The following is a 25,431-nucleotide window of genomic DNA, read 5'->3' on the forward strand; positions in this document are numbered from 1 at the left end:
CGTTCACTTGAGCGCTTCCACCAGTTCGCGGAAATGTTCACCGCGCTTTTCGAAATCACTATACTGGTCGAAACTGGCGCATGCGGGCGAAAGAAGGATCGTGTCACCCGGTTCGGCGTTAGCCGCCGCCGAAGCGACGGCGCAATCCAACGTCTCACACTGTTCTACCGGAACGCGGCCCTCGAGCGCCTTCGCAAAGTCCGGCCCGGCCTTGCCGATTGTGTAAGCAGCTTTCACGCGAGGAATTTCAGCCTCGCACTCGCCCAGCCCCGGTTCCTTGGCGAGCCCGCCGAGGATCCAATGGATATTGTCGAATGCGGCCAAGGCCGGCGCGGAAGCGGCCGTGTTTGTGCCCTTACTGTCGTTTACATAAGCGACGCTGGCGATCTCTGCGACGCGCTCCATGCGGTGCGGCAGGCCTGCGTAGCTTTTTAATCCCGATCGTATTTGCGAAATTGAGATCCCCAAAATGTCGCATGTTTCGATGGCGGCTGCTGCGTTTTCCCGGTTGTGGGGACCTTGTAAGGAGGGCCAGGCCGATTGCTCGCTGCGTTCGATCCCTCGGTTGTCGAATACATCTTCGAGAATGCTCGCAATCGAGCCTTCGGCGAATTTCCCTAAAACCCTGGCGTCGGTAAACCGGGCGATAGAGTTGTGACCTCGTGTCTGCATTGCCAACAATCGAGACTTGCTGGCCGCATACTTGCTGAAATCTCCATCATACCGGTCGAGATGGTCCGGGGCGATATTCAGAAGCACCGCCACATCGCAATCCAGCGAATAGGTCAGATCGATCTGATAGCTGGACAATTCCAACACGTAGACCCCACCTTCGGGCAGCGGCTCCTGTTCGAGGATCGGCAGGCCGATATTGCCGCCCATGGTGGTCGGCACGTCGGCGGTTTTGAGGATGTGATGAACCAACGCGGTGGTGGTGGACTTGCCGTTTGTGCCGGTGATGCCGATGACCTTGTGCGGCGGCAGCTCCTCGCGCGCCTGCGCGAAGAGCTCGATATCGCCGATCACCGGCACACCGAAGCTGTCGGCATGCGGATTGATCGGATGGGTGTTGAGCGGGACGCCGGGGCTGACGACCACACCAGCATAGCCAGTGAGGTTCGCTTTCAGCGGATCGCCGATAGCGCAGCGGCCGTCATACGGTTCGCGCGCCCCAGCACGGTCGTCCCACACCAGCACGTCGGCTCCGGCAGCCAGCAGCGCTTCGACCGTCGCCCGGCCGGACCGCGCGAGGCCGAGCACCGCGAATTTCTTGTCCTTCCAGGCGGATGAGGTGATCATCTGAGCTTGAGCGTTGCTAGCCCAAGAAGTGCGAGCACGATGGCCACGATCCAGAAACGGATCACGACCTTGCTTTCGGACCAGCCGAGTTGTTCGAAATGGTGGTGAATTGGCGCCATGCGAAAGACGCGGCGGCCTGTACGCTTGAACCAGAAGACCTGGATGATGACCGACAGAGCCTCGAACACGAACAGCCCGCCGACGATCGCCAGAACGACTTCGTGATGCGTCGCCACGGCGATCGCACCTAGAGCGCCGCCCAAGGCGAGGCTGCCGGTGTCGCCCATGAAGACAGCAGCCGGCGGTGCGTTGAACCACAGGAATGCCAGCCCAGCCCCCATGATGGCTGCGCAGAAAATCGCGAGTTCACCTGCGCCTTCAACATAGGGAATACCGAGATATTCGGAGTAGTCCACGCGGCCCACCAGATAGGCGATCACTGCGAAGGTGCCAGCGGCGATGATAACCGGCATGGTGGCCAGACCATCCAGCCCATCGGTGAGGTTCACCGCATTACCAGCACCGACGATGACGAAGGCAGCAAACACATAATACAGAGGTCCGAGCTCGATCCCAAAGTTGTTCACGAAAGGCACATAGACAAAGGTGTTGATCTGGCTGACGATAATCCAGCTTGCCACGCCAGCTACAGCGAATTCAAACAGCAAGCGAACCTTACCCGAAACACCCTTGTGGCTGGACTTCGAAACCTTGTCATAATCGTCGAGAAATCCGATCAGCCCGAAGCCACCCGTCACAGCCATACAGGCCCAGACGAACGGGTTGCTGAGGTCCATCCACAACAGCATCGACAGCGTTAGGCTGGCCAGGATCATGAGGCCGCCCATCGTGGGGGTGCCGACCTTTGCAAGATGAGTTTGCGGGCCATCTTCGCGGATCGGTTGACCTTTGCCCTGACGGACCCGGAGCATATCGATAAATCGTGGCCCGATGAGGAGTCCGATGAGCAGTGCCGTCAGCAGCGTCGCCCCCGCACGCGCCGTTTGATAACGCACGAGGTTGAAGAGACCTTCGAAGTTGAAATATTCTGCGAGGAGATAGAGCATCGGCGCGCGGCGCTTCCTAGGTAAAGTGGTCGACCAGCTTTCCGAGACCGACTGAATTCGAACCTTTCACCAGCACGGCGTCCCCTGCGATGATGCCGAATTGCTCCAGCAGCCCGATAGCCTCCCCGGCAGTATTGCAATGCTCCCACTCGAGCGGCTTGCCAAGCGAGTTGAAGGCGGGTTTCCCCAGTTCACGGGCGAGAGCGCGCATCTCCTCGCCGACAAAAATCGCATAGTCCACATCGGCTGCGATGAGCGGTTCGGAAAGTGCGCCATGAAATCTATCGGCGAAGTCACCCAGCTCCTTCATGGAACCCAGAACGGCGATGCGTCGGCTTGAGGGGGTCTGACCGAGTTGGGCAAGCGTGGCGCGCATGCTCGCAGGATTAGCGTTGTAACTTTCGTCGATCATCAGAGCCGTACCTCCGGGAACGGATATGCCATGGCGGGCTCCCCTTCCCTTCAAGCCGCCCATTTCAGCCAGCGCGAGACCGGCCGCGGCCATGTCACCGCCCGCAGCCCGCACAGCCGCCATCACAGCCAGCGAATTGATCACCCAGTGATCGCCAGGCTCTGCCACCGTGTAACAAAGACGGCCGCTGTCGAATTCACAGGTAACGAGGCTCCCGCCATTCGCGCTTGGTATGGCATCGAGCAACCGGATGTCGGCATGGGGTGCGCGACCGAAGCTTATGATCTTGGCTCCCATCCGGATCGCTGCCAGCCGCAGGCGTTCGAAATACTCGCTATCGGCAGGGATGACGGCGATGCCGCCCCGCTCAAGCCCCGAGAAAATTTCCGCCTTGGCTTCCGCGATAGCCTCCATTGATCCCAGGTTCTCGATATGCGCGGGCGCGATCGTCGTGATCACAGCGATGTTGGGACGAACCTGCTTGGAAAGTCCTTCGATCTCTCCCGCATTGTTCATACCCATTTCGAAGATACCGAACCGGCTACGGGCGGGCATTCTGGCTAGGCTGAGCGGCACCCCTACATGGTTGTTGTAACTGCGGGTCGATCGATGTGCAGCGCCGCGGCTCGCCCGTTCGAGGCTTGCGAAGATCGCTTCCTTGACCCCGGTCTTGCCGACCGACCCGGTAACTCCGATGATCTTCGCTTGGGTCCGGCTACGGGCCATCGTCGCCAGTGCCTTCAGCGCTTCTGTCGTATCCTGGACCAAGACATGCGGATAATCGACCGGTCGATCTACGATGGCGGCGGCTGCCCCGTTTTCGAACGCTTTCGCCAGAAACCGGTGACCATCCATTGCTTCGCCTTTAAGAGCAATGAAGAGATCGCCATTGACCACATCGCGGCTGTCCATCTCGACACCGGCCACCTGAAACGCGCAACTTGCCTGCCCATTGACCGCCTTGGCGATGGCTTCGCTGTCCCAAAGAGTCAGCGGAAGGAGGTCGCGTGGATCGGCAGGCCATTCGACATAGGCCGGGTGACGCAGGATCGCCGCGCTCACGATGCACCGCCATTCGCGATCTGGGCAGCGCATTCGCGAGCGACTTCGACGTCGTCAAAGGGATGGACTTGCATGCTTTCTCCCGATCCGATGATCTGACCTGTTTCGTGCCCTTTTCCCGCGATGAGGACGATGTCATCCGGTTTTGCGGCAGCAATGGCTTCATGAATAGCTTCGCGACGACCCGGCACTTCGCGCGCCTGAGGTGCGCCTTCAAGCACCTGACGGCGGATTTCCGCAGGATCTTCGCCTCGCGGATTATCATCTGTGACGATAACGAGATCGCTGGACTTCGCTGCTGCTTGGCCCATCGGCGCTCGCTTGCCATGATCGCGATCGCCACCAGCGCCAAATACGGTGATCAGCCTTCCAGAGACGTGCGGGCGCAAAGCAGCAATCGCAGCTTCCAAAGCGTCAGGCGTATGAGCATAATCGACGTAGATCGGGGCGCCGCCGGGGGCGATGACTGCCCGTTCCAAGCGCCCACGAACTGGCTGCAACCTTGAAACTGCATCCCATACCTGGCTAGCGGAAATACCGGTCGCCAACGCAAGGCCGGCGGAAGTAAGGGCATTGGACACCTGATACGCGCCGATCAGAGGCAGCCTGATGGTCCGTTGGGCTCCCTCATGCTCGATCGTCAACGACTGGCCAAGCTGGGTTGGTTCACGTCCGGTAAGCCGAATATCGGCTCCTTCTTCACCGACGGTCATGATTTTCAGGCCACGCTTTTTCGCGTGATCCACAACGCGCGCATTCCAAGCGCTGACACCCGAACCGATCCAGATGACAGCAGTAGCATCATCCGACACCACCTCGTCAAAAAGACGCATCTTCGCGGCGAAATAATCATCCATGTCCGCGTGGTAATCGAGATGATCTCGGCTGAAATTGGTGAAACCAGCGGCTTCTACCGGAATGCCTTCGTTGCGATATTGTGAAAGACCGTGACTGGATGCTTCGTAAGCAACATGGCTTACCCCTTCCCGGGCAAGGCCGCTCAAATTGGACAAGAAAGTCACTATGTCAGGCGTGGTCAGACCGGTGGAGACACTCCCGTCCGGAGTTGTAACGCCCAAGGTGCCGATGCTGGCTGCGCGCTCGCCAGCCATACGCCATATCTGGCGGACCATTTCTACGCACGAGGTTTTACCGTTCGTTCCAGTTACGGCGACGATATGCTCGGGGACCGGCGTGAAAAATTGCGCAGCCATCTCCGCAAAGCATTTACGGGGGGTGGGGCTCGCTATGTGGAGTGCCCCGTCCACTTTTGCTTCAGGCCGTGCGACGATCGCGATTGCACCAGCTTCAATGGCAGCAGGAATGAAATCCTCGCCATTGGCTTGAGCCCCTTGGAAGGCTCCGAAAACGGTACCCGGAGCAACCTTGCGATTGTCGATCGCAAAGCCGGTAACCGAGAAGTCCGCATTCTCGGGACATTGCACACCAGCGGCGCTAGAGATCTTACTGAGCTTCATTTCTGCGCCTCTGGAATGAGAGGTGTGATTGCTGAAATATCGATATCTCGCTTGTCGTCCGGACGCACGCCGATCAGAGGACCGATGCGCGGCACAAGGCGCCCGACGATAGGTGCCGCGTTCCATGCAGCCGTGCGCTGATAGGAACTGGCGAGCGTGCCCTTAGGTTCGTCGAGCATGGCAATCACGACATAGCGGGGGCGATCCATCGGAAAAGCAGCGGCGAAGGTAGAGACCAGCGCCGTACGCCGATAGCCACCCTTCCCGCCCGGCTTCTCAGCCGAGCCGGTCTTGCCACCGACGCGATAGCCGGGGGCATCGGCATTACGTCCTGTGCCGTAAATGGCGATTGCCCGCATCATCTGCCGCATCCTGCTTGAGGTCGACGCCTTGAATACGCGGCGCCCCTTGGGCGCCTGTCCCGGACCAAGCTTCTTTAACGTTGCCGGGCGATAGACGCCCCCGTTGACCATCGCCGCGTAGGCACTGGCGAGGTGCAGTGGCGTGACCGCGATACCGTGTCCGAAACCGACAGTCATATTGGTTAGGCGAGCCCATTTATCTCCGGGCCAGAGAGGAAAGCCTTTCGCGGGAAGCTCAATCTCCGGGCGACCATTCATCCCGAGATCGATCATATATTGGCGAAGCCGTTCCGGTCCCATTTCGTCGGCGATGCGGGCGCTGGTAGTATTCGAGGAATGGATCAGGGTCTCGACGGCATTGAGCGTCGGCCCCATTGCGTGACTATCGCGTATAGTGAAACGCCCAACCTTCACAGGCGATGCATCGAAGCGCTTACCCAAATCCCGGATGGTACCGGAATCGATTGCCGCAGCCACAGTCAAAGGCTTGAAGGTAGAACCTAGTTCGTAAACCTGGTTGGTCACGCGGTTGAACATCAGCTTCTGGCCTTCCGCGTCGATCTTGTTGGGATCGAATTCGGGAAGAGACGCAAGCGCCATTACCTCACCAGTATCCACATCCAGCACTATGCCGGCCCCGCCTTGAGCCTGCGTCAACTTCATGCCGCGGCGCAATTCGTCTTCCAGCGCACCCTGCACTCTAACATCGATTGAAAGAGCAATAGGAGTCCCGCGTGTCGCTGGATTGGTCAGATGGTCGTTGAAGACCTGCTCCATCCCCACCCGGCCATTGCCGTCTGCCGCCACATATCCGAGAACATGCGCCGCCATCTGCCCTTGCGGGTAATGACGATCCTCTTCCATAGGCATTTCAAGCGCAAGCTCACCGATGTCCTGCACGCGATTGGCTTCTTCCGGGAGCAGCCGCCGGCGAAGATACCCGCCCTTGCCGCTTGATAGATGTGCTGCAAGCGCCTTCTCGTCCATATCCGGGAAGATTGCTTTCAATTTGGACGCCACGTCTTCGGGTTTCGCAACCAGGGGCGCTTCGTCTTCGCCGAGCGCCTCTGGATTAAACCACAGCGCGTAGGCCGGAAAAGCGCGGGCCATTGGTACGCCATTGCGATCTACGATTTCGCCGCGATCGGGCAGAAGAGCCGCTTCAAGCGAAGTCGCGCGCGCTTCTTCCCCACCAGCTCCGAGATAGACAATCCGGCTAAGCGCTACGGCCGTTAAAAGTGCAAAAACGATGGCTATCCAAAGGACACGCCAGCGCGCAAGGTCGAGCGACTTCTGGCGAATGCTGACGAGTTGTACCCGTCCGCTCGCCATCGCCATGCTAACCGCCCCCGGTCCACCGTGGAGAGCGGAAAATGCGTTCACCGAGCGACCTCCGCCATGGCAACAGAAGCTGCCGCAGGCCGGGAAAGCCGCTGGGCGAGGCTGCTGGCAAGCCGCTGAGCAGGCTCCTCCACCTGTACCGCCGCTATCGCAATAGCTTCAGCATTCGCCTCGTCGTCGCCCAGCCATTCCTCGAACAGGCCTTCATCTTCCACGGGACCGGTGTCAGCCTTGGCGACCCGGATTGGCTGCGGGGCGTCCATGCCTCTTGGCGTACCCAGGACAGCCAGCTGACGCTCATGCTCTACATACTGGTCGGCACGCGGTGCGGAATATCCGAATTCGACCTGGTTCCATGCCGCGAGTTGCATCTGGCTTGCGCGAGTCTGGAATTCGGTTTCGAGCATCAGCTTGGATCGCTCAGATGCGATGATCTGCCGCTCGAGCAAGCGCACGTCGCTTTTCACGGCGTTCACCTTGAACGTCAGTGCGAGGAAGAGCGCGCCGCACATGCTGAGTACAAGCAACCAGCCAATCTGACGAATGCGCGAAGTCTGGGCCATCATGCGGCCTCCCTTGCCGGAGTGGAGGTGCGGACCGCGTGACGCAGAACCGAAGAGCGCGCACGCGGATTACGGACGATCTCAGCCTCGCCGGGCTTGATCGCCTTTGAAATGGGGGAAAAGACCGGATCGACCTGCACTGCCATGGGGACGTGACGCGAGGCGCTCGGGGGTGAGGATGCCTCGCGCAGGTAGCGCTTGACGATCCGGTCTTCGAGGCTGTGGAAGCTGACCACCGCCAAGCGGCCACCTTCGCACAACAAATGTTCGGCAGCCGACAGTCCCTGAGACAGTTCGTCGAGCTCGCCATTTACGTGAATTCTGATGGCCTGGAAGGTCCGGGTTGCCGGATCCTTTTTGTCATGCGGCTTGTGCCCCAGGGCCTTGCGCACGACAGTCGCCAGTTGGCCGGTCGTTTCGAGCGGGCGCGCAGCCACGATTGCCCGTGCGACGCGGCGCGACTGCCGTTCCTCACCGTATTGGTAGATCACGTCCGCGATCAGGTTCTCATCCGCAGTGTTGAGAAAATCGGCAGCGCTTTCACCGTCCTGACTCATGCGCATGTCCAGCGGTCCGTCGGCGGAAAAAGCAAATCCGCGATGCGCCTGGTCCAGCTGCATCGACGAAACGCCGATATCCATGACGACACCGTTTACGCGATCGACTCCTGCAGAGCGCATGACGTCGAGCATCTCGGAAAAACGGTGCGGATGAAGGATGAGGCGCGATGAATGACCTTCCCCTTCCTGCAAGGTCCGGCCAGCCGAGATCGCATCAGGATCACGGTCGAAGGCATGGACGGTCGCCCCGCGTTCGAGAAGAGCGCGCGTGTAGCCGCCGGCGCCGAAGGTCGCATCGATCAGAACGTCGCCCGGCTGCGGGTCGAGCGCAGTGATAACCTCTTCGAGAAGGACGGGGATATGAGGCGCGTCGCTCATTTGCCCTTGGCCTTGGCGTCGGCCAGCAAGCTCTCGCAGGCAGCCTTTGCGCTGGCCCAGTCATCGCCCATCTCGGCAAGCTCTTCCGGATTCCATAAGGTGAAAAAGCGGCCACCGCCCTGAAAGTAGAGCCCGCCATCGATCTTGCCGAGAGCGCGAAGATGATCGGGCATTACGAAGCGGCCACTGTCGTCGAACGGCATTTCGATGAAGCCAAAAAGCTGGCTGGCGCGTGTATCTCGGTCGAAGTCCTTGCCTACGCGAACAGCGATCTCTTCTTCGCGATCAAGTTGTGCGTCGAGCTCTTCTTTACGGCTGAGGCCGAAGCCGACGAGACAGTTCCAGGTGGGATGCTTCATCAGGCATAGAGTGCGGCCGTCGGAACTTTCCTTCACGGCCTTTCGGAAGAGCGGAGGGAGCACGAAGCGGCCCTTATCGCCCGCAGGCGAATAGGCTTGTCCGCTGTAACCTCCGAATTGCACTTCCCCGTTCCCCAGCTTGCGTTTGCATCCTCCCGATCGGCACACGTCTCCAGCCCGCGAAAGCACGTGCTCTCACGGCGCTCGAACCTTTCGGCATCGCGCGCAAAGACAGTGGCATGTCCGATGTGTGGGTGGTTTATCGCGGGAGCTGCAGGGATGGAAGGGAAAATTACGGGATTTTGCGGGATAGATCAGTAAAATTCTGAAAATCAAAGGAATTTTTGTTTGGGGTGCCGGGTAGGACTTACCTTCCTGTTAAGTATTATTGGCGGAAATCCGTCAGAATCGCTGAGAGGATCAGTGATTAAATCGGCGTGTCCCGTTAATTCCCGGGGTTCTTCCCGCGAAATCCCGACCGACTGGTCAGTTGTCGAATATGCGATCGATCAACGCCGATAGAGCGCTCTTGCGCACGGCATCGTCGTAGTGATCGTCCAAAACCGCGGCATCCGCGATTAATAACGCCCGACCCTGGCCGATCTTGCAATCCGCGATGAGACCGTCCGCTGAAAGGTCGCAGTCGGCATGGTCGCTCGCGCCCCGCGTTTCGAAGTGACCCGCCAAGTCGACCGGAAGGTTCGTCGTATTCGCTTGTTTGAGGCGCTCGCCGCCGGGCTGCTCTTCATCGTATAGCAAGGCAAGTCCCCAGCGCGAAAGAATTGGAGAAATCACCACCATGTCATGCGGACGTCTCGGATCCCCCAAGGGGTAGTCACTGTGCTGCGTCAGCATTGGATCTGCAAATATGAGTGCCCGGCCACCTTCGCGCAGCCAGGTGTCGAAGGATACGTTTTCCGACGGGGCCAAAGGGCGTGGCTGGGCAAGTATTACATGGTCGACCTCTGCAAGTGCCTCAGGCTCAAGCGTATCGAGCGGCAGGATCACGCCATCTTCTTCCAGCAACCCCCTCACCCAGCCTCGTTCCCCTTTTTCAAGAATCGAGGAAATGTCTCCGCCCTCGCCCCAATAGATCGGGAGAGTGGTGAACAGGCCGATTTCGCCGGACGCCTGCTCGCTCTGCGGAGTGGCAGGTGGCTCGCTTTGAGTTGGCTTTATGTTGCAACCTGCCAAGGCCAGTAGCAGAAAAGCCGCAGCGGGTTTACTGCTGGACAGGCGGAGCATCGGGAAAACCCTGTTCGGGAACCGGAGCGGGAGACTGCGATGCAGCGGGAGCCGGTTTTTGGGGCAGATCAGGTACGACGCCCGCTTCCATCAGCGGGTCATTCTGCTGAGTGGACTGGCTCGGCTCGGTAGTGGGCGCGGCTGCAGGCACCGCCGCAGCATCCACTTCCAGCATCCGATCCTGGATAAGACTAGCAAGCCCGATCAGCAGGACCATCAGGATAATCCCCCCTATACCGATCTGCAGCCGCTGCATCGATTGCGAACGGGTTCCTGCCAGGGGTACATCGGTAGGTTCGAGTGCAGTCGGCGCGCTGCGGGTAAGATCGAAAGATCGTGGCATGCCGGGAAACTTGGGCATTGCCGCGGCTCGCGTCAATCTTTCTCGTGGAGCCAGTCGAACACGGGCAGGTCCTTCGACTTCAACCATTCGGCATTGTAGAGCGTCGAGAGGTATCGAAATCCCGTGTCGCAAAGGATCGTGACCACTTGCGGGTTCTCTCGGCCTTCCGCCACAAGATGCTTGCCGAGCGCGACCGCGCCCCCGACGTTTATCCCGCTCGAAAGACCAAGGCACAGGCCTTCTTCGCGCAGAAGACGGGCCACCCATTCGATGCCTTGCTCGTCGGATATGCGGAACTGTGTGTCGATTGGCGCGCCTTCCAGATTGCCGGTAATGCGGCCCTGTCCGATACCCTCGGCTGCGGAAGAACCCTCGCTCTTCAGTTCACCATTGGCATAATAATTGTATAGCGCAGCACCGTGCGGATCGGTCAGCGCAATCACAACATCGTCATCGAATTCCTTGAGCCCCATGCCCACGCCGGCAATGGTGCCCCCCGTCCCGGCCGCACAAGTGAAGCCGTCGATCCGGCCATCGAGCTGCTCCCAGATTTCCTTCGCGGTTCCTTCGATGTGCGCTTTCCGATTGGCGGTATTATCGAACTGGCCGGCCCAGATTGCCCCATCGACCTCTTCAGCCATTCGGCGCGAAACGTGCTGGAAATGGTTAGGGTCGGCATATTTGGTCGGCGGGACAGTCACCAGTTCCGCACCAAGCGCGCGAAGCGTCTGCATCTTCTCGGTCGACTGGTTGTCGGGCATCACGATGACAGTGCGATAACCTAGGGCATTGGCTACCAGGGCGATACCAATCCCGGTATTCCCTGCAGTGCCTTCGACGATCGTACCGCCCGGCTTCAGTTCCCCGCGCGCTTCAGCATCGCGAATGATGTAAAGCGCTGCGCGGTCCTTCACCGATGCGCCCGGATTGGCGAATTCGCACTTGCCATAAATGTCGCAGGCGGCTTCCTCGCTTGGTCCTGCCAGGCGAACAACCGGGGTATTGCCGATAAGGTCGAGCGTCTGCTCGCGTACGGGGATTTGAGTCATGTTGGCCGAATTAGGCGTGCGATGCCGCAGCGGCAAACAACATCAATCTTCAGGTGCGATAGTAACCTTCAGTCCATCCAGTTCTGCGCTGAATGGTATCTGGCACGACAGGCGCGAGGTGTCTGCGCGGTGATCGCTGCTTTCGAGGAGATCGTCCTCGTCTTCACTCATTTCCGGAAGCTTGCCAGCAAATTCCGGGTCGATATGCACATGGCAGGTCGCGCAGGAACAGCATCCTCCGCACAGTGCCAGCAGCTCGTCGAAGCCATTGTCGCGAATGGCTTCCATCACGGTCAGGCCGTTCTCGACCTCGATTTCGGAAGTTTCACCTTCGCGGGTGGTGACGATCAGCTTCGGCATTGCTCGTATCCTGTATTGCCATGCCCGCAACGCGGGCCCTATGCGAGTGGCTGCTATTCAAACCGGTGCAGGAAGGCAAGCAAAGCCATGGGTCTGACGACAGCGACAATCCGCGCCCATCTCGATGAAGTTGCCAACAATGACCCACAGGTTGCAGCGGCGATAGACCGTGTAGGCTATCCCGAAGAACGCATTCGAGAAACGGGATATCGCACGCTTCTGAGAACGATCGTGGGCCAGCAAGTCAGCGTCGCTGCGGCATCGTCAGTATGGAGCAAGCTGGAGAACGAACTTGGCGAAGAAATGCTCGCCGCAGAATTGCTCGCTCGTCATTTCGATACCCTGCGCGCTTGCGGTCTTTCACGGCAAAAGCAAGGCTACGCGCGGTCACTATGCGAGTTGGTCGTCAGCGGAGAAATCGACCTTGAAGATCTTCCTACAGACGACGAGGCAGCTATTGAAAAACTGACCCGCATTAAGGGCATCGGCCGCTGGTCTGCGGAAATCTACCTGCTTTTTGCCGAAGGCCGACCGGACATCTGGCCCGCGGGCGATCTCGCTGTCCAGATCGCTTGCGGTAAATTGCTGAACCTCGACAACCGTCCGAGCGAGAAAGAAACACGCGCATTGGCTGAAAAGTGGAGGCCGCATCGCGGGGCGATGGCTATCTTCACCTGGCATGCCTATGCGGATCCGGCACTATAGATTGGGAGAGATTCTTTGAGCCAGCGCAAAGCTATCTTCATCACTGGCGGCGCATCCGGGATCGGCCGCGCCATTGCGCTTTATTTCGGTCAGCGGGACTATTTTGTCGGGATCGGAGATATCGACGAGGCCGGTATGCGGGAAACGCTCGATATGGTCGGGCATGGTTTCGTCTTTCAGCAGACATTCGACGTTCGTGATCGGGCCGAGTGGGACCGCGCCTTGGACGGGTTTTCGACCGCAGCTGGCGGCCGGATAGATATTGTTGCCAATAACGCTGGCATTCCGCTTGCCGGTCCTTTGATCGACAACAGCGAAATGGAGATTACACGCTGCCTCGACATTAATTTGAAGGGCGTACTTTTCGGCGCTCAAGCGGCGTATTCTCACCTCAAGCAAACCGCACCAGGGTCCTGCTTGCTCAACACTGCAAGTGCGGCGGGGTTATATGGAACACCCGGAGCGAGCGTCTATTCCGCCACCAAATTCGGCGTACGTGCGATCACCGAAAGCCTCGATGCGGAATGGGCGAAGGAAGGACTCAAGGTCCGATCGATCATGCCCAGCTTCATCGATACTCCGTTGCTGGATCACAATTCCAATGCTGCTAGCAATGACCGGATCCGCACCCGGGTGACCGATGCAGGCCTGGAAATAACCCCGGTTGAGGAAGTAGCCAAAGCCGCCTGGGATGCGGTGCACGGAGAAAGGCTCCATACCACGGTCGGCAAGACCGCGAAGAGGCTCGCTTTCGGAGCCCGTTGGCTGCCGGGAAGGCTTCGCAAGCAGACCCGCTCAGCATCGCGACCACTCGGGCGCTAGACTATCATTAGGCGGCGGCGAAGATTTTCGGATAAAGCTTAACAGCATCCGCCCAACACGCCGCCACAGCTTACACCAGCTTGTCGATCTTTTTGGCCATGTTCACGTCGCGCAGGCTGAGTCCGCCTGCATCGTGAGTGGTCAAAGTTATTTCGACCTTGTTGTAAACATTGAACCACTCTGGATGATGGTCGCGCTTCTCAGCGATGATCGCGATCCGTGTCATGAAGGCGAACGCTTCTGCAAAATCTGCGAATTCGAAAGCACGCTGGATTGCCTTGCCCTCTCGTGAAAGCGACCATTTCGGTAGCGCCCTCAGCCAGCTGTCACGTTCCTCAGGGGTCAGTTCATCGACGGCCATGCGCGAATCCTCTCTTGCTTGTCGTGCCCGCGCCTTTTGCCTATCGCTGCTGCCCATGCAAGCGCAGCTGACTGCAAATGATATCGCCTGCCGCAAGGGCGAAAGGCTGCTCTTCAAGGGCCTGTCGATGAACTGTGTCAGCGGGGATGCAGTTCATATCATCGGTGCAAACGGGATCGGTAAGTCGAGCCTGATGCGCATTCTGGCCGGGCTGGCGCGCCCGTTTGCAGGCGAAGTATCGGCAGCGGGCGCGATCGGCCTGGTAGACGAGCGGCTCGCATTCGACATGAATCAGCCTCTCGGCAAGGCGCTCGCCTTCTGGGAGCGGCTGGACGGCTGCCGGGATGGAAGGCGGGATCGAGGGCAAGATTTACTCCAGCTCGAGCCCCTGCTGGACGTGCCGGTGCGATATCTATCCACCGGGCAAAAGAAACGCGCAGCACTCGCTCGCCTTCTCAATCGGAATTGCCCGATCTGGCTGCTGGACGAACCCCTGAACGGGCTCGACAAGCAAGCCCAAAGCGCAGTGGAAATGCTGGTGGAGCAGCACTGTCGGGCGGGCGGAATTGTTGTGGTCGCCTCGCACCAGCAGATCGCGCTTAAAGGGAAGACAATTGCCATGGAGAGTTTTGCAGGATGAGCGCCCTCGCCCTGCTGCGCCGGGATCTTGGCCTATTGCTCCCCGGGGGGAGCGGCGGAGGCGTGTTGCCGTTGCTCTTCTTCCTGGCCGTGGCGATGCTTTACCCTTTTGCCGTTGGACCCGATGCGCAGATCCTGGCTCGGACCGGAGGCGGTGTCATCTGGGTGGCAGCGCTTTTGGCCGCAATCCTGCCATTGGAGAAACTGGTGTCAGCTGACCTCGACGCAGGCGTATTCGATCAATTGCATCTGCGCGGCATCAGCGAGGAACTGGTGATGGCCATTCGCTTGCTGGCTCACTGGCTCGCCTTCGCGCCATTGCTTCTTCTTGCCACATTGCCAGCGGCAGCGCTGCTTGGCTTGTCACAAGGAACCACACAGACAGTCTTGCTCGGATTGCTGGCGGGAACGCCCGGCCTGGCTGCCGTGGGTCTCGCCGTGGCGGCGCTAACCGCAACCATGCGGGGCGGCGCGGCGCTGGCCGGGCTGATGGTCATTCCCCTTGCCGTTCCGCTGCTCATTTTTGGAGCGGGCGCCTTGGCGCGGCCTGACAGTTCCGGCCTCTTGCTGACGGCGGCTATAAGTATCGGGCTAGTAGCCCTCGCGCCCTTTGCTGCCGGAGCAGCACTGAGAGCGTCCAGGGAATAGTCACCCCCAAGGAGCGACGCCGAAGTCAATAAGGGGGTTGGTGGAGGCCCTTGGGGCTTTCAGTAAAGATTTCCACGCCGTCTTCGGTGATGGCGATCGAATGTTCGAACTGCGCCGACAGCGATTTATCGCGCGTCACTGCAGTCCAGCCGTCATTGAGCATCTTGGCATTGGGCCGGCCAAGATTGATCATCGGTTCGATGGTGAAAAACATTCCCGGCTTGAGCAGCGGACCGGTGCCTTTACGACCGGTGTGGATCACTTCGGGTGCATCATGGAACAACCGGCCCACGCCATGCCCACAGAATTCCTGCACCACGCCATATCTATGCGACTTGGCATGGGCTTCGATCACTGCACCGATGTCACCAAGCCGTGCGCCAGGCTGGCTTGCAGCCTCGATGCCAAGCATCAGGCATTCATAGGTCACATCGACCAGCTTCCGAGCTTTCAACGCAGGTTCGCCAGCGTAGAACATGCGGCTGGTATCGCCATGCCAGCCATCGAGCAGAGGCGTGACATCGATATTCACAATATCACCGTCCTTCAGCGCCTTCTCGGACGGAATGCCATGGCAAATCACATGGTTGATGGACGTACAGCAGCTGTGTGCATAGCCGCGATACCCCATCGTGGCAGGCACGGCACCGGCATCCAGCGTCATTTCGCGCACTTTGTCGTCGATCTGGCCGGTCGTTACCCCTGGCTGGACCAAGTCCGTGAGTTCGTCGAGGATTTCAGCGGCGAGCCTGCCGGCCTTTCGCATTCCCTCGAAACCTTCGGGCCCATGAAGCTTGATGGTGCCATCACGATAGACGGTCTGTTCGCTGTCGATTACCTGATATTCGGTCATGTGCGCTCACTTAATGATTTCGGCGCGAAATTGCGAGAGTTCTAGCTGGTAACGCTAAACGCGCTTGCAAATTGCGGTTTTACGGCATCCAGAATGGAAGCGGTTACCGGGAAATCCAGTTCGTAATCACCCTCGGCATAAGCTCCGGCGACATAGGGACCGTAATAAATGCCGATACGGTCGAAAGTTTTCCCGTTGGATGAACCGACCAACACCGTCGCTTCGTCGATCCCGGGGCAATCAGTCGACCATTCTCCATCCCGTGTTACAGGTTCTCCGCGCCGTTTCGAGCGCTCTCGATCCAGAGCATTACAAAGCTTAGCTCCCAGTGCTGTTTCGAGCGCGACGGGGGAATTGAACATTTCGACGCCCTCCACGGCGCGTTTCGCTTTTCGATCCCAGATCAGCGAGCTCTTCCCGTGGTTGCCATGCGCACCCCCCGAAAAATCATAAAAGCTGGCCGAAAGGCTCAGCCAATTCTCAAGGTCGGCAACAACTTTCCATTCTTTCTCGAAGGCGCGGTTCCTGCAGGCCCCGCAATCTACCGGGGAATCCTGAATGGCTTCCTGCCAATCGTCTTTCTGCTCGGCCAGCTGCTCGTCGCGATCAGCTACGAAGCGCGCTTGCAGTTCGGGTATCCGGTTGACTGCCGCAGGCCAGCTGTAGGCAAAGGTACGAGACCCGTCGTCATCTTCGGAATTGTCTTCGAAATTTGTAGCCTTTGCCGCCGGCACTTCGGGTGGCTCCGGCGTCGGCTGTGTGTCCGCCCGCGCATTCATGGCTTCGACCGGAGCGGCGGCATCGCTACCCGACTGTGAACAGGCAGCGCTCGACAGTGCCAGGGAAATCAGGAACAGAGACTTGTGCATGGAATTACCTTGGCACCAGAAAGATTAATCGGAAGAAAACTAACATGGCCGACAAAGCCGACCTAATTCAGGCGGACCGCGGACAGCAGGCTGTCCCCATATTTCTCGTCAACAGGGAGGGATTTCCTGAATGGGAAAAAAGCCTGTCCACAGGACAGCGTGCGGCACTCGACGGCCAGAAATTCGACGGAAGCGGATATCAAGTGGGCATCGTACCAGATGGCGATGATTGGTTCGCAGTCGGTGGCGTGGCCAATCCCGAAGAACTTTCCAGCTGGTGCCTGGCAAAACTGGCGGAACAGCTGCCCGAAGGCACCTATCGTTTAGACAAGCGTGAACCCGGCCCCGCTATGCATGGCTGGCAGACTGCGCAATACGCATTCACTCGCTACAAAAAGCCCGACAAGCCGACCGGCCCGCGCATTCTTCTGACCAAAGAAGCGAAAAAGATCGATGCCGCCATGGCCGAAGCACAGGCTGTGTGTCTCGTTCGCGATCTGGTGAATACGCCTGCCGAAGACATGGGTCCCGCCGCGCTGGAGGACCAGTGCGAGCGACTGGCGAAAGAGCACGGCGGAAAACTGTCGGTCACGCGCGGCGATCAATTGGAGCAGGATTTCCCAATGGTCCATGCTGTCGGACGCGCCGCGGCGCGGCACCATGCGCCTCGTATTATGCACCTGACCTGGGGCAAGGAGAGCGATCCAGTACTCGCGATTGTCGGTAAAGGCGTTTGTTTCGACTCAGGCGGGCTGGATGTGAAGAATTCGTCCGGCATGCTGCTGATGAAGAAAGATATGGGCGGCGCGGCGCATGCTATCGCTCTGGCGCGCCTCGTGATGGGGGCAAAGCTTCTAGTTCGCCTGCATTTGCTCGTGCCTGCGGTAGAAAACGCCATTTCAGGAAATAGCTTCAGGCCCGGCGACGTGCTCAAGTCACGTAAGGGCCTGACCGTGGAAATCGGCAATACCGATGCCGAGGGCAGGCTCATCCTCGGTGATGCCCTTACCCGCGCCAGCGAGGAAAAGCCCGAACTGATCATCGACTTCGCCACGCTTACCGGTGCGGCGCGTGTCGCTTTGGGTCCCGATTATCCCGCGCTCATGACCCGCCGGGACGAGACTGCCGCTGCGCTGATCGAAGCAGGCAAAACGGTCGATGACGAACCTTGGCGACTGCCTCTTCCGGAAGCTTATGCTGAGTGGCTCCAATCAGAAATCGCCGATACGAACAATGCTCATGGCAATTCATTTGCGGGCGCAAGCGTGGCAGGACTGTTCCTCGATAAGTTCGTTGGCGATGGGCTTGATTGGGCCCATTTCGACACGTTTGCATGGCGTCCTGCAGCCAAACCCGGCCGACCGAAGGGCGGTGATGCATATGGACTGCGCGCTGCGTGGCACATGCTCCAGAAGCGGTTCACCTCGTCATAGTGAGGGCGGCAAGCTTGCCCCGCAGGCACTACGGGGTTAAGCGCTCGCGATTGCAATAAGGGACCGATACGTGAGCGCTGCGGCCGAATACAATTTACCCACCGGCATTGTCGGGCTGAAAGGCCCGATAAGCAAACCCGCGCCCGGCACGCTTCCGCTTCGCGGCGACCTGGCGCATATCGCGCTCGCCAACGGGTATCTCGCCGCACATTATGTGATTCCGCTCAAACGCACCCTTGCCGATCGAGATGTGACGCTGAAGCTTAATTCTCGTGACGATGCTGAAGAGGGCGCTACGCTAACCGCCGGATCCGCCGTTGAATTGCTCGACTGTGAGGGCGACTGGGTCTGGATTACCGCCGGCCCCGAAGGTCCCAGTGGCTATACGCGCTCGGCCGCACTGGTTCCAGCCGATGACGCATAGTGTCTTCATTGACGGGGCGGCAGGGACAACCGGACTCGAAATAGCCGAAAGGCTGGCCCCGCGCAGCGAGTTCTCGCTGATCACGCTCGACGATGATCGCCGCAAGGACGCCGCAGCGCGGCGCGAAGCATTGAATGAAGCCGACATTGCCATTCTCTGCCTCCCGGATGACGCGGCTCGCGAAGCAGTGGAGCTGATTGATCCGAGCAGCGGCACGAGGGTCATCGACGCATCGAGCGCGCACCGCACGACCGAAGGTTGGTGCTATGGCTTTCCCGAACTTGTGGGCAAAGAACGGGTGGCCGATGCGCGCAGGGTTAGCAATCCCGGCTGTTATCCCACCGGCTTTATCGGGCTTGTTGCCCCGCTTGTTAAGGCAGGTATTCTGCCAGCGGACTGGCCCTACACCGTCAACGCTGTGAGCGGCTATTCGGGCGGCGGCAAGTCGCTGATCGAACGGTATGAAACCGGTGAGGCGCCAGGCTTTCGTGCCTATGGTTACGATCTGAACCACAAGCATCTGCCTGAAATGAAGGCGCATGCAGGGCTGGAGCATCCCGTGCTTTTCGCACCGGCTGTCGTGCCGGCCTATCGCGGCATGATCGTGGAAGTGCCGCTTCATCTTGGCGCCATGCGCGATGAACCGCACGCCGGTGCACTCCGCGAAGCTCTGGCCGACTTTTATGCTGGCTCGGAGGTGGTGCATGTCCATTCCGAGGGTAAATTGGCTGAACTCGTTCTCGAGACGGATGCTGAGCCTGATGATGGCATGGACCTGTTCGTCTTCGGCAATGAAGACGGTTGGCAGGCGCGCCTCGTGGCGCGGCTCGACAATCTGGGCAAAGGGGCGAGCGGGGCAGCCGTGCAGAACCTGAACCTTCTTTGCGGGCTTCCCGAAACGTCCGGCCTGAAGCTTTAAGTGCCTACGAAATAGGCAACCGGCGGGCAGTTTTTGAGCACGCCTCAGCGGCTTGATCGAACTGCTCCACGCATTTTCGCCGTTTTCCTGATTGGCACGTTTCTTGGAACGTCGCGCGAAACATGACATTAAGTTGCCGTGCAGATTCTCACTGCGCGGCAACAAACGGGACCGGTGGACACGTGAAAAAGATCGAAGCGATCATCAAGCCCTTCAAACTCGATGAGGTGAAGGAGGCGCTGCATGAGATCGGCGTGTCGGGCATAACCGTTACCGAAGCCAAGGGCTTCGGCCGTCAGAAGGGACATACCGAGCTGTATCGCGGCGCCGAATATGTTGTCGACTTTCTGCCCAAGGTGAAGCTGGAAGTAATCGTGCCCGCAGATATCGCTGAACGTACGGTGGAAGCCATTGCGGGTGCCGCGCAAACCGGTCGCATCGGTGACGGCAAGATTTTCGTAAGTCCCATCGAAGGCGCCTTGCGTATCCGCACAGGCGAGAAGGATCACGACGCGATCTGATCTCGATCCAAATTTTCATGCCCACCACGCAGGTGGGCGCATTTCGAACTACCCCAACGGAGGCAATACATGTCAAAGGCAAACGACGTCCTGAAACGCATCAAGGACGAAGAAATCGAATGGGTCGACCTCCGCTTCACGGACCCCAAGGGCAAGTGGCAGCACCTGACCATGGTCGCATCGACGCTCGATGAAGATCAGCTCGAAGACGGCCTGATGTTCGACGGTTCGTCGATCGCGGGCTGGAAGGTCATCAACGAAAGCGACATGATCCTGAAGCCGGACCTGGAACGCGTTTATGTCGATCCGTTCAGTGCCGAACCGATGATGATCGTGTTCTGCGACATCGTGGAACCGTCCACCGGCGAATGGTATGCCCGCGATCCGAGAACGACCGCGAAACGCGCCGAGGCCTATCTCAAATCGACCGGCATCGGTGACACGATCTACGTCGGCCCCGAAGCCGAATTCTTCATGTTCGACGATGTCCGCTTCGAAGACGGTTATGCCGCTTCGGGCTATCGCCTCGACGATATCGAACTGCCGACCAATTCGGGCCGCGAATATGAAAGCGGCAACCTTGCCCACCGTCCGCGCGCCAAGGGCGGTTACTTCCCCGTCGCGCCGGTCGACAGCGCCGTCGACATCCGCGGCGAAATGGTTTCGACCATGATTGAAATGGGCCTGCCTTGCGACAAGCATCACCACGAGGTGGCCGCTGCGCAGCATGAACTCGGCGTTACCTTCGGCACGCTGGTCGAAACCGCCGACAACATGCAGATCTACAAATATGTCGTGCACCAGGTCGCGCATATCTACGGCAAGACCGCGACCTTCATGCCCAAGCCGATCAAGGACGATAACGGTTCTGGCATGCACACGCACATGTCGATCTGGGATGGCGGCAAGCCGACCTTCGCTGGCAACCAGTATGGCGGCCTGAGCGAGAACTGCCTCTATTACATCGGCGGCGTCATCAAGCACGCCAAGGCGCTTAACGCTTTCACCAACCCCACCACCAACAGCTACAAGCGTCTGGTGCCGGGCTTCGAAGCACCCGTTCTGCTCGCCTATTCGGCGCGCAACCGTTCGGCATCCTGCCGCATCCCCTACGGTGCGGGCGACAAGGCGAAGCGCGTGGAATTCCGCTTCCCCGATGCGATGGCCAACCCCTATCTCGCCTATGCAGCGCTGCTCATGGCGGGTCTCGACGGGATCCAGAACAAGATTCACCCCGGCGAAGCCATGGACAAAAACCTCTACGATCTGCCGCCGGCAGAGCTCGCAGACGTTCCGACCGTCTGTGGTTCGCTGCGTGAAGCGCTCGAAGCACTCGAAGCCGATCACGAATTCCTGCTGAAGGGCGAAGTCTTCACCAAGGATCAGATCGAAGCGTACACCGAACTCAAGTGGGACGAAGTCCTGCGTGTCGAAACCACCCCCTGTGCGGCGGAATTCGACATGTATTACTCCGCCTGATCGGGTAGAAATACGTAGACAGAGGCGCCCGGGGAATCCCGGGCGCCTTTTCTTTTGGAAGACCGACAATATACCAATTCTTAGGTTCAGCTCCCTATCCCTCTTGGTTGATGGAAACTTTCCGGGGCAACAAGGCGTGAGCATGTGGCACACCAAGCTGGGCGAACGAGCCGATGAAGGTCGTGCCGAACGCATCATTCTCAAGAAGAGACGAAAGCAGGATCCCGCAGCTAAGGGACTGGGCGCAGTAGCGATTTGCCGGCCTGGATCGCGGGCCAACGATGATCGCGCCAATCTGCGAAGCAAGCCCGCGCAAGCAAGCCATCGGGGGCAGAGTTACGACGTCGCGCTCCTGGACCTTTCCTCGAACGGGATCATGATCGCGGCAGAAATCCCCGTAGAGCACGGCGATAACTTGTCGCTTGTGATCGAAGACTCCCTGCCAATGACGACATGTGTTCGCTGGGTCCGCGATAGTAAGCTCGGCCTCGAATTTTCAGCCGGAACCGAGATCGTCGCAGAGCCGGAAAAGCGCAGCTTGTTACTGCATTCGGTTTGCCCTCACAAAAAGGACCAGTCCGGGCCCCCCTTCCCCGCGATGTCGCGCACGGTCGCGGGACCGCAATTGGTATGGGTCGCAAAGCTCTTGTGCGAAGGCCGCAAGGCGACCGCAAGGCTACGAACGATATCGGAGAGCGGAGCCATTCTCTCCCTGTCAGAACCGCTGGGCCTGACTGAAGGCGCGAAGATCACAATTCAGCTTGCAACTATCGGCAGCCCAACCGGCAAAGCAGGATGGTGCGCCGGTCAGGAAGTGTACGTCCGGTTTAATAAGGACTTCGATGTAACGGCACTGCGTGATGAACCCTGCGCAGAAATATCTGCCGCCGACGCGACTGCTTCAGGTTCCTTCCACGGCCACGAGGTACAGGACGACATGGACCATCTTCACATCGCCGCACTGCGGGTTGGGAAATGGCAGAAAATTTCCGACCATGACCATCGCAGTGTTTCCCTTGATGAGCTTCACGAAATGCTTGCAGCTACTACTCGCCCTGCTGCCGCGGAAGTCTAAACAGCATTCAGCCTGGGCGAAGCCACCTTGCGGCTACGCTCGAAAATGACAACACTTCTCAATTCGGCCCACGAGTAAGCATTCCCCGCTTGCCCGATTCCCAGAAGGCGGCAACGAGCAAAGTCGCCGCTACCAGGGTCAGCCAATCGAGCGGCGCAGGTGCCGGCGACAACTGCGCATGCGCAAGAATTGCCCATCCACCACCGATGAGGCCGACGAGAACGAAGGACAGGGCCATCGCATCGCGCGAGAGGGCTTGCTGCAACTCATCAGTGTGCCGGTTCATGAATTTCGACAGCACCATCCCCAGCGCAATCAACGCGATTGTCAGGGTGGCTCCCATCGTGGGAGCGATCCAGCCGCCAGGTCCGGACAGTGCCATGATGAGAAGCGCCAGCCCGAAGGCAGCCATCCCAATCGAACTGTAAATCAACTGAACCTTCAACTCGCGCAATTCATCCGCGTCTTCCACGTTCAGCAGCTTAGCGCCCGCTTTGGGCAAAAGCGCGCCCCCCATGACAGCAAGGCCGGCAACGATGTATATCAGCCCAACCAGCCCGGCGATTTCTGCCGAGGTGGAAAGCCCGGACCCGCGATCGGTCAAACGCAAAAATGCCATGGCCGCTATGAACCCGGTAAATGCGCCCACACCGATCGGCACCAATAGCTTCTTGAATTTTGCGTTGCGATGTTCGGCGCTTGTCATGCGATCGGCTCCCACTCGTCGATAAAAAGGTCTGGTACGCTGACGGCGAAAAGTTTCGCCATGCGCAATGCCAAGGGCAGCGAAGGATCGTATTTGTCGGTCTCGACAGCATTGATTGTCTGGCGTGACACGCCGAGCCTGCGAGCCAGCTCTCCCTGGCTCCACCCCTTTGCCTCACGTTGCTGTTTGACCCGGTTCTTCACGATACATCCGCTTGCTGTAAAGAGATCTTTACAGACAAGAGCTCTTTACAGTCAAGTGCTCTTTACAGCTCAAGGCATTTTCCATTTTCCTACTCGCGAAAAATCTGCCCAATCCTTTCGCCTTTCCACACAGAAGGGACCAACCATGAACCGCAAGATTGTTTTCGATACCGTCCGCCGCATCCTTGGGCGCGGCTTGCGCCAGACCGAGGTGGATGCTCTGGATGGAGCGCTGGACCAAGCGGGAGAAGATTTACCCCAGGACCGTGCTCCATGTGCTCCATCCTGTAGGATTTCCCCAGTCGGAATCCAACTTATCCAGCGCTTCGAATCCTGCGCGCGCTTGCGGCCTGACGGGCTTTACGAAGCCTATCCCGATCCGGGCACCGGCGGCGATCCCTGGACGATCGGTTGGGGCACCACCGGCCCTGAGATCGGTCCCGGCACCATTTGGTCGAGGGAGCAATGCGACCTTCGGTTCGAAACCGACCTCACCCGTTACGCGAGCGAGGTTTCCTCGGCGATCGGGGATGCTGCCACCAGCCAGAACCAGTTCGATGCGCTCGTAAGCTTCCATTACAATACCGGCGCCATTCGCCGGGCGAGATTGACCCGACTGCATATCCAAGGGCAGTTCGAGCGAGCCGCAGAGGAATTCGCAAGATGGCGATACGCAGGCGGGAAGGTTCTCAAAGGACTGGTGCGCCGGCGTCATGAAGAAGCGAAGTTATACCGAATGCAATAAGGGGCCGGGGGCCCAGCTTGCTCGGCAATGAACCGGAACCGACTCCTGTCACGCGCCGTTTCTACCGCCAAAGGAGTATCTGAAATGCGTATTTTCATGGCAGGAGCGGCAGCCATCGCGCTCGCCGCCACCAGCGCCGCAGCCCAAGGAAAGGGCAATGGAAACGGCAGTAACAACCCGAACGACAATGGAAAACCGCCAGCCGCCCAGCACAAAGGTAACGGTGGCCCGATGCAGGCTGACCGGGGACCCCAAAAAGCCCCGCATAGGAATCCTGGGAATGGTAACGGCCCCGGCGTCGATCAACGTATGGTCGATCGCGGCCCTGCGCAGGCAAACCGTGGCAATGGGAACGGTAATGCAATCGGCGCCGTCATCACCCCCAAAGGCAACCGCAGTAACGGGAATGGTAATGCGGCGAGCGTAAGCGCTGCAATTCGGGACCGAGTTCAGGAACAGGGGAACCGCGACATCCGCCGCGATGCCCGTGTCGTTTATGAGAACACGAAACGGGTACGGGACGGGAACTGGCTATCCCAAGATCGCGAACGCGGCTTGATCAATGGCTGCCCGCCCGGGCTCGCGAAGAAGAACAACGGCTGCAATCCTCCCGGCCAGGTCAGAAAGCGCTATGAGCGCAACGTATTCGGTTTCGACTACGGTCCGAGTCTCTTCGGCTTGAACAATTACGACCGCCGGGGCGATTACGCTTACAATGATGGCTATCTCGTACGCTACGGAAACGATGGTGGCATCGCCAGCTGGCTGCCCCTGCTGGGCGGTGCGCTGGGCGTCGGGAATATCTGGCCGTCGGGATATCAGAGCTACAACGTTCCCGATTATTACGTTGATTACTACGATCTCGGCGGACCCGATCGGTATCGCTATGCCGACAATGTCATTTATCGGGTGAACCCTCAGGACGATGCAATCACATCAATCGCAGCGTTGATCACAGGTGATGATATCAGTGTCGGCCAGCCTATGCCTAGCGGCTATGATGTCTACAACGTGCCCTATTCCTATCGCGATCGGTATTACGACACCCCCGATCGCATGTATCGCTACTCTGACGGCCGTATCTTCCAGGTCGACCCGCAGACACGCCTCGTAGCGGCAGTAATAGACCTTCTGGTCTGAACGAGAGAGCT

General features: G+C 59.0%; 29 protein-coding genes. 12 read left to right on the forward strand and 17 right to left on the reverse strand.

Annotated features, from left to right (window positions below; genetic code table 11):
- Nucleotides 1-3: 3 nt before the first annotated feature.
- From murD to ACYQ0G_RS05650, 12 genes are all read right to left on the reverse strand, one after another.
- Nucleotides 4-1,299 (reverse strand): UDP-N-acetylmuramoyl-L-alanine--D-glutamate ligase, encoded by a 1,296-nt coding sequence (gene murD / locus ACYQ0G_RS05595; RefSeq protein ID WP_460100327.1) that lies wholly within the window; start codon nucleotides 1,297-1,299, stop codon nucleotides 4-6.
- The gene (mraY, locus tag ACYQ0G_RS05600; RefSeq protein ID WP_460100329.1) at nucleotides 1,296-2,366 is read right to left on the reverse strand and encodes a phospho-N-acetylmuramoyl-pentapeptide-transferase; all 1,071 of its coding nucleotides are present in this window, start codon (nucleotides 2,364-2,366) and stop codon (nucleotides 1,296-1,298) included. Before mraY ends, murD begins: the two co-directional genes overlap by 4 nt.
- 16 nt (nucleotides 2,367-2,382) lie before the next feature.
- Complete coding sequence (locus ACYQ0G_RS05605) at nucleotides 2,383-3,840, reverse strand: UDP-N-acetylmuramoyl-tripeptide--D-alanyl-D-alanine ligase (protein ID WP_460100332.1); 1,458 nt, start codon at nucleotides 3,838-3,840, stop codon at nucleotides 2,383-2,385.
- A complete protein-coding gene (locus tag ACYQ0G_RS05610; protein WP_460100335.1) occupies nucleotides 3,837-5,318 on the reverse strand; it encodes a UDP-N-acetylmuramoyl-L-alanyl-D-glutamate--2,6-diaminopimelate ligase in 1,482 nt (493 codons plus the stop codon). The genes ACYQ0G_RS05605 and ACYQ0G_RS05610 overlap by 4 nt, the downstream gene beginning before the upstream one ends.
- Nucleotides 5,315-7,018, reverse strand: coding sequence for a peptidoglycan D,D-transpeptidase FtsI family protein (locus tag ACYQ0G_RS05615; protein WP_460100665.1), 1,704 nt, complete (start codon nucleotides 7,016-7,018; stop codon nucleotides 5,315-5,317). Before ACYQ0G_RS05615 ends, ACYQ0G_RS05610 begins: the two co-directional genes overlap by 4 nt.
- A gap of 41 nt (nucleotides 7,019-7,059) precedes the next feature.
- Nucleotides 7,060-7,587, reverse strand: a complete 528-nt coding sequence (locus tag ACYQ0G_RS05620) for a hypothetical protein (protein ID WP_460100337.1) — start codon at nucleotides 7,585-7,587, stop codon at nucleotides 7,060-7,062.
- Entirely contained in the window at nucleotides 7,584-8,522 is a 939-nt protein-coding gene (gene rsmH, locus ACYQ0G_RS05625) for a 16S rRNA (cytosine(1402)-N(4))-methyltransferase RsmH (protein ID WP_460100338.1), read from the reverse strand. The genes ACYQ0G_RS05620 and rsmH overlap by 4 nt, the downstream gene beginning before the upstream one ends.
- Nucleotides 8,519-9,004, reverse strand: coding sequence for a division/cell wall cluster transcriptional repressor MraZ (locus ACYQ0G_RS05630; protein WP_460100340.1), 486 nt, complete (start codon nucleotides 9,002-9,004; stop codon nucleotides 8,519-8,521). The genes rsmH and ACYQ0G_RS05630 overlap by 4 nt, the downstream gene beginning before the upstream one ends.
- Nucleotides 9,005-9,367: 363 nt before the next feature.
- Nucleotides 9,368-10,126 carry an ABC transporter gene (locus ACYQ0G_RS05635; protein WP_460100343.1) on the reverse strand — a complete coding sequence of 253 codons (759 nt, stop codon included), beginning with the start codon at nucleotides 10,124-10,126 and terminating at the stop codon, nucleotides 9,368-9,370.
- Nucleotides 10,104-10,487, reverse strand: coding sequence for a hypothetical protein (locus ACYQ0G_RS05640; RefSeq protein ID WP_460100345.1), 384 nt, complete (start codon nucleotides 10,485-10,487; stop codon nucleotides 10,104-10,106). The genes ACYQ0G_RS05635 and ACYQ0G_RS05640 overlap by 23 nt, the downstream gene beginning before the upstream one ends.
- A 14-nt stretch (nucleotides 10,488-10,501) precedes the next feature.
- Nucleotides 10,502-11,518, reverse strand: coding sequence for a cysteine synthase A (locus ACYQ0G_RS05645; RefSeq protein ID WP_460100347.1), 1,017 nt, complete (start codon nucleotides 11,516-11,518; stop codon nucleotides 10,502-10,504).
- 42 nt (nucleotides 11,519-11,560) lie between these two features.
- Complete coding sequence (locus ACYQ0G_RS05650) at nucleotides 11,561-11,878, reverse strand: 2Fe-2S iron-sulfur cluster-binding protein (RefSeq protein WP_460100350.1); 318 nt, start codon at nucleotides 11,876-11,878, stop codon at nucleotides 11,561-11,563.
- 87 nt (nucleotides 11,879-11,965) lie between these two features.
- On the opposite strand from ACYQ0G_RS05650, the gene ACYQ0G_RS05655 reads away from it, so the two are divergent.
- Complete coding sequence (locus ACYQ0G_RS05655) at nucleotides 11,966-12,583, forward strand: DNA-3-methyladenine glycosylase family protein (protein WP_460100352.1); 618 nt, start codon at nucleotides 11,966-11,968, stop codon at nucleotides 12,581-12,583.
- A 15-nt stretch (nucleotides 12,584-12,598) separates the two neighbouring features.
- Nucleotides 12,599-13,405, forward strand: coding sequence for an SDR family oxidoreductase (locus ACYQ0G_RS05660; RefSeq protein WP_460100355.1), 807 nt, complete (start codon nucleotides 12,599-12,601; stop codon nucleotides 13,403-13,405).
- A 70-nt stretch (nucleotides 13,406-13,475) separates the two neighbouring features.
- Here ACYQ0G_RS05660 and ACYQ0G_RS05665 read toward each other — a convergent pair whose 3' ends face one another.
- Nucleotides 13,476-13,766 carry a 4a-hydroxytetrahydrobiopterin dehydratase gene (locus ACYQ0G_RS05665; protein ID WP_460100357.1) on the reverse strand — a complete coding sequence of 97 codons (291 nt, stop codon included), beginning with the start codon at nucleotides 13,764-13,766 and terminating at the stop codon, nucleotides 13,476-13,478.
- 55 nt (nucleotides 13,767-13,821) lie between these two features.
- Here ACYQ0G_RS05665 and ccmA point away from each other — a divergent pair, with 55 nt between their 5' ends.
- Complete coding sequence (gene ccmA / locus ACYQ0G_RS05670; RefSeq protein ID WP_460100360.1) at nucleotides 13,822-14,406, forward strand: heme ABC exporter ATP-binding protein CcmA; 585 nt, start codon at nucleotides 13,822-13,824, stop codon at nucleotides 14,404-14,406.
- Entirely contained in the window at nucleotides 14,403-15,053 is a 651-nt protein-coding gene (locus ACYQ0G_RS05675) for a heme exporter protein CcmB (protein WP_460100362.1), read from the forward strand. Before ccmA ends, ACYQ0G_RS05675 begins: the two co-directional genes overlap by 4 nt.
- Nucleotides 15,054-15,078: 25 nt before the next feature.
- On the opposite strand, the gene map is transcribed toward ACYQ0G_RS05675, so the two are convergent.
- The gene (map, locus tag ACYQ0G_RS05680; RefSeq protein ID WP_460100365.1) at nucleotides 15,079-15,906 is read right to left on the reverse strand and encodes a type I methionyl aminopeptidase; all 828 of its coding nucleotides are present in this window, start codon (nucleotides 15,904-15,906) and stop codon (nucleotides 15,079-15,081) included.
- A gap of 41 nt (nucleotides 15,907-15,947) precedes the next feature.
- A complete protein-coding gene (locus tag ACYQ0G_RS05685) occupies nucleotides 15,948-16,775 on the reverse strand; it encodes a PdaC/SigV domain-containing protein (RefSeq protein WP_460100368.1) in 828 nt (275 codons plus the stop codon).
- Nucleotides 16,776-16,819: 44 nt separating this feature from the next.
- Between ACYQ0G_RS05685 and ACYQ0G_RS05690 the strand changes: the two genes are divergently transcribed.
- The 6 genes from ACYQ0G_RS05690 (at nucleotide 16,820) to ACYQ0G_RS05715 (ending at nucleotide 22,626) form a co-directional block, all read left to right on the forward strand.
- A complete protein-coding gene (locus tag ACYQ0G_RS05690; protein ID WP_460100371.1) occupies nucleotides 16,820-18,208 on the forward strand; it encodes a leucyl aminopeptidase family protein in 1,389 nt (462 codons plus the stop codon).
- A 70-nt stretch (nucleotides 18,209-18,278) separates the two neighbouring features.
- The gene (locus tag ACYQ0G_RS05695) at nucleotides 18,279-18,632 is read left to right on the forward strand and encodes a hypothetical protein (RefSeq protein WP_460100374.1); all 354 of its coding nucleotides are present in this window, start codon (nucleotides 18,279-18,281) and stop codon (nucleotides 18,630-18,632) included.
- Nucleotides 18,622-19,551 carry an N-acetyl-gamma-glutamyl-phosphate reductase gene (argC, locus tag ACYQ0G_RS05700; RefSeq protein ID WP_460100377.1) on the forward strand — a complete coding sequence of 310 codons (930 nt, stop codon included), beginning with the start codon at nucleotides 18,622-18,624 and terminating at the stop codon, nucleotides 19,549-19,551. The genes ACYQ0G_RS05695 and argC overlap by 11 nt, the downstream gene beginning before the upstream one ends.
- Nucleotides 19,552-19,733: 182 nt before the next feature.
- Nucleotides 19,734-20,072 carry a P-II family nitrogen regulator gene (locus ACYQ0G_RS05705; protein ID WP_460100380.1) on the forward strand — a complete coding sequence of 113 codons (339 nt, stop codon included), beginning with the start codon at nucleotides 19,734-19,736 and terminating at the stop codon, nucleotides 20,070-20,072.
- Nucleotides 20,073-20,141: 69 nt separating this feature from the next.
- Nucleotides 20,142-21,551, forward strand: coding sequence for a type I glutamate--ammonia ligase (glnA, locus tag ACYQ0G_RS05710; protein ID WP_460100381.1), 1,410 nt, complete (start codon nucleotides 20,142-20,144; stop codon nucleotides 21,549-21,551).
- A gap of 142 nt (nucleotides 21,552-21,693) precedes the next feature.
- Nucleotides 21,694-22,626 carry a PilZ domain-containing protein gene (locus tag ACYQ0G_RS05715; RefSeq protein WP_460100384.1) on the forward strand — a complete coding sequence of 311 codons (933 nt, stop codon included), beginning with the start codon at nucleotides 21,694-21,696 and terminating at the stop codon, nucleotides 22,624-22,626.
- Between the two features lie 58 nt (nucleotides 22,627-22,684).
- Here ACYQ0G_RS05715 and ACYQ0G_RS05720 read toward each other — a convergent pair whose 3' ends face one another.
- Entirely contained in the window at nucleotides 22,685-23,332 is a 648-nt protein-coding gene (locus ACYQ0G_RS05720) for a hypothetical protein (protein WP_460100386.1), read from the reverse strand.
- Nucleotides 23,329-23,535, reverse strand: coding sequence for a helix-turn-helix transcriptional regulator (locus tag ACYQ0G_RS05725; protein ID WP_460100387.1), 207 nt, complete (start codon nucleotides 23,533-23,535; stop codon nucleotides 23,329-23,331). The genes ACYQ0G_RS05720 and ACYQ0G_RS05725 overlap by 4 nt, the downstream gene beginning before the upstream one ends.
- A gap of 145 nt (nucleotides 23,536-23,680) precedes the next feature.
- On the opposite strand from ACYQ0G_RS05725, the gene ACYQ0G_RS05730 reads away from it, so the two are divergent.
- Both ACYQ0G_RS05730 and ACYQ0G_RS05735 read left to right on the forward strand, forming a co-directional pair.
- Nucleotides 23,681-24,280 carry a lysozyme gene (locus tag ACYQ0G_RS05730; protein ID WP_460100390.1) on the forward strand — a complete coding sequence of 200 codons (600 nt, stop codon included), beginning with the start codon at nucleotides 23,681-23,683 and terminating at the stop codon, nucleotides 24,278-24,280.
- Nucleotides 24,281-24,364: 84 nt separating this feature from the next.
- Nucleotides 24,365-25,420 carry a hypothetical protein gene (locus ACYQ0G_RS05735; RefSeq protein WP_460100392.1) on the forward strand — a complete coding sequence of 352 codons (1,056 nt, stop codon included), beginning with the start codon at nucleotides 24,365-24,367 and terminating at the stop codon, nucleotides 25,418-25,420.
- Nucleotides 25,421-25,431 lie beyond the last annotated feature (11 nt).

Source organism: Qipengyuania triglochinis (assembly GCF_054655615.1).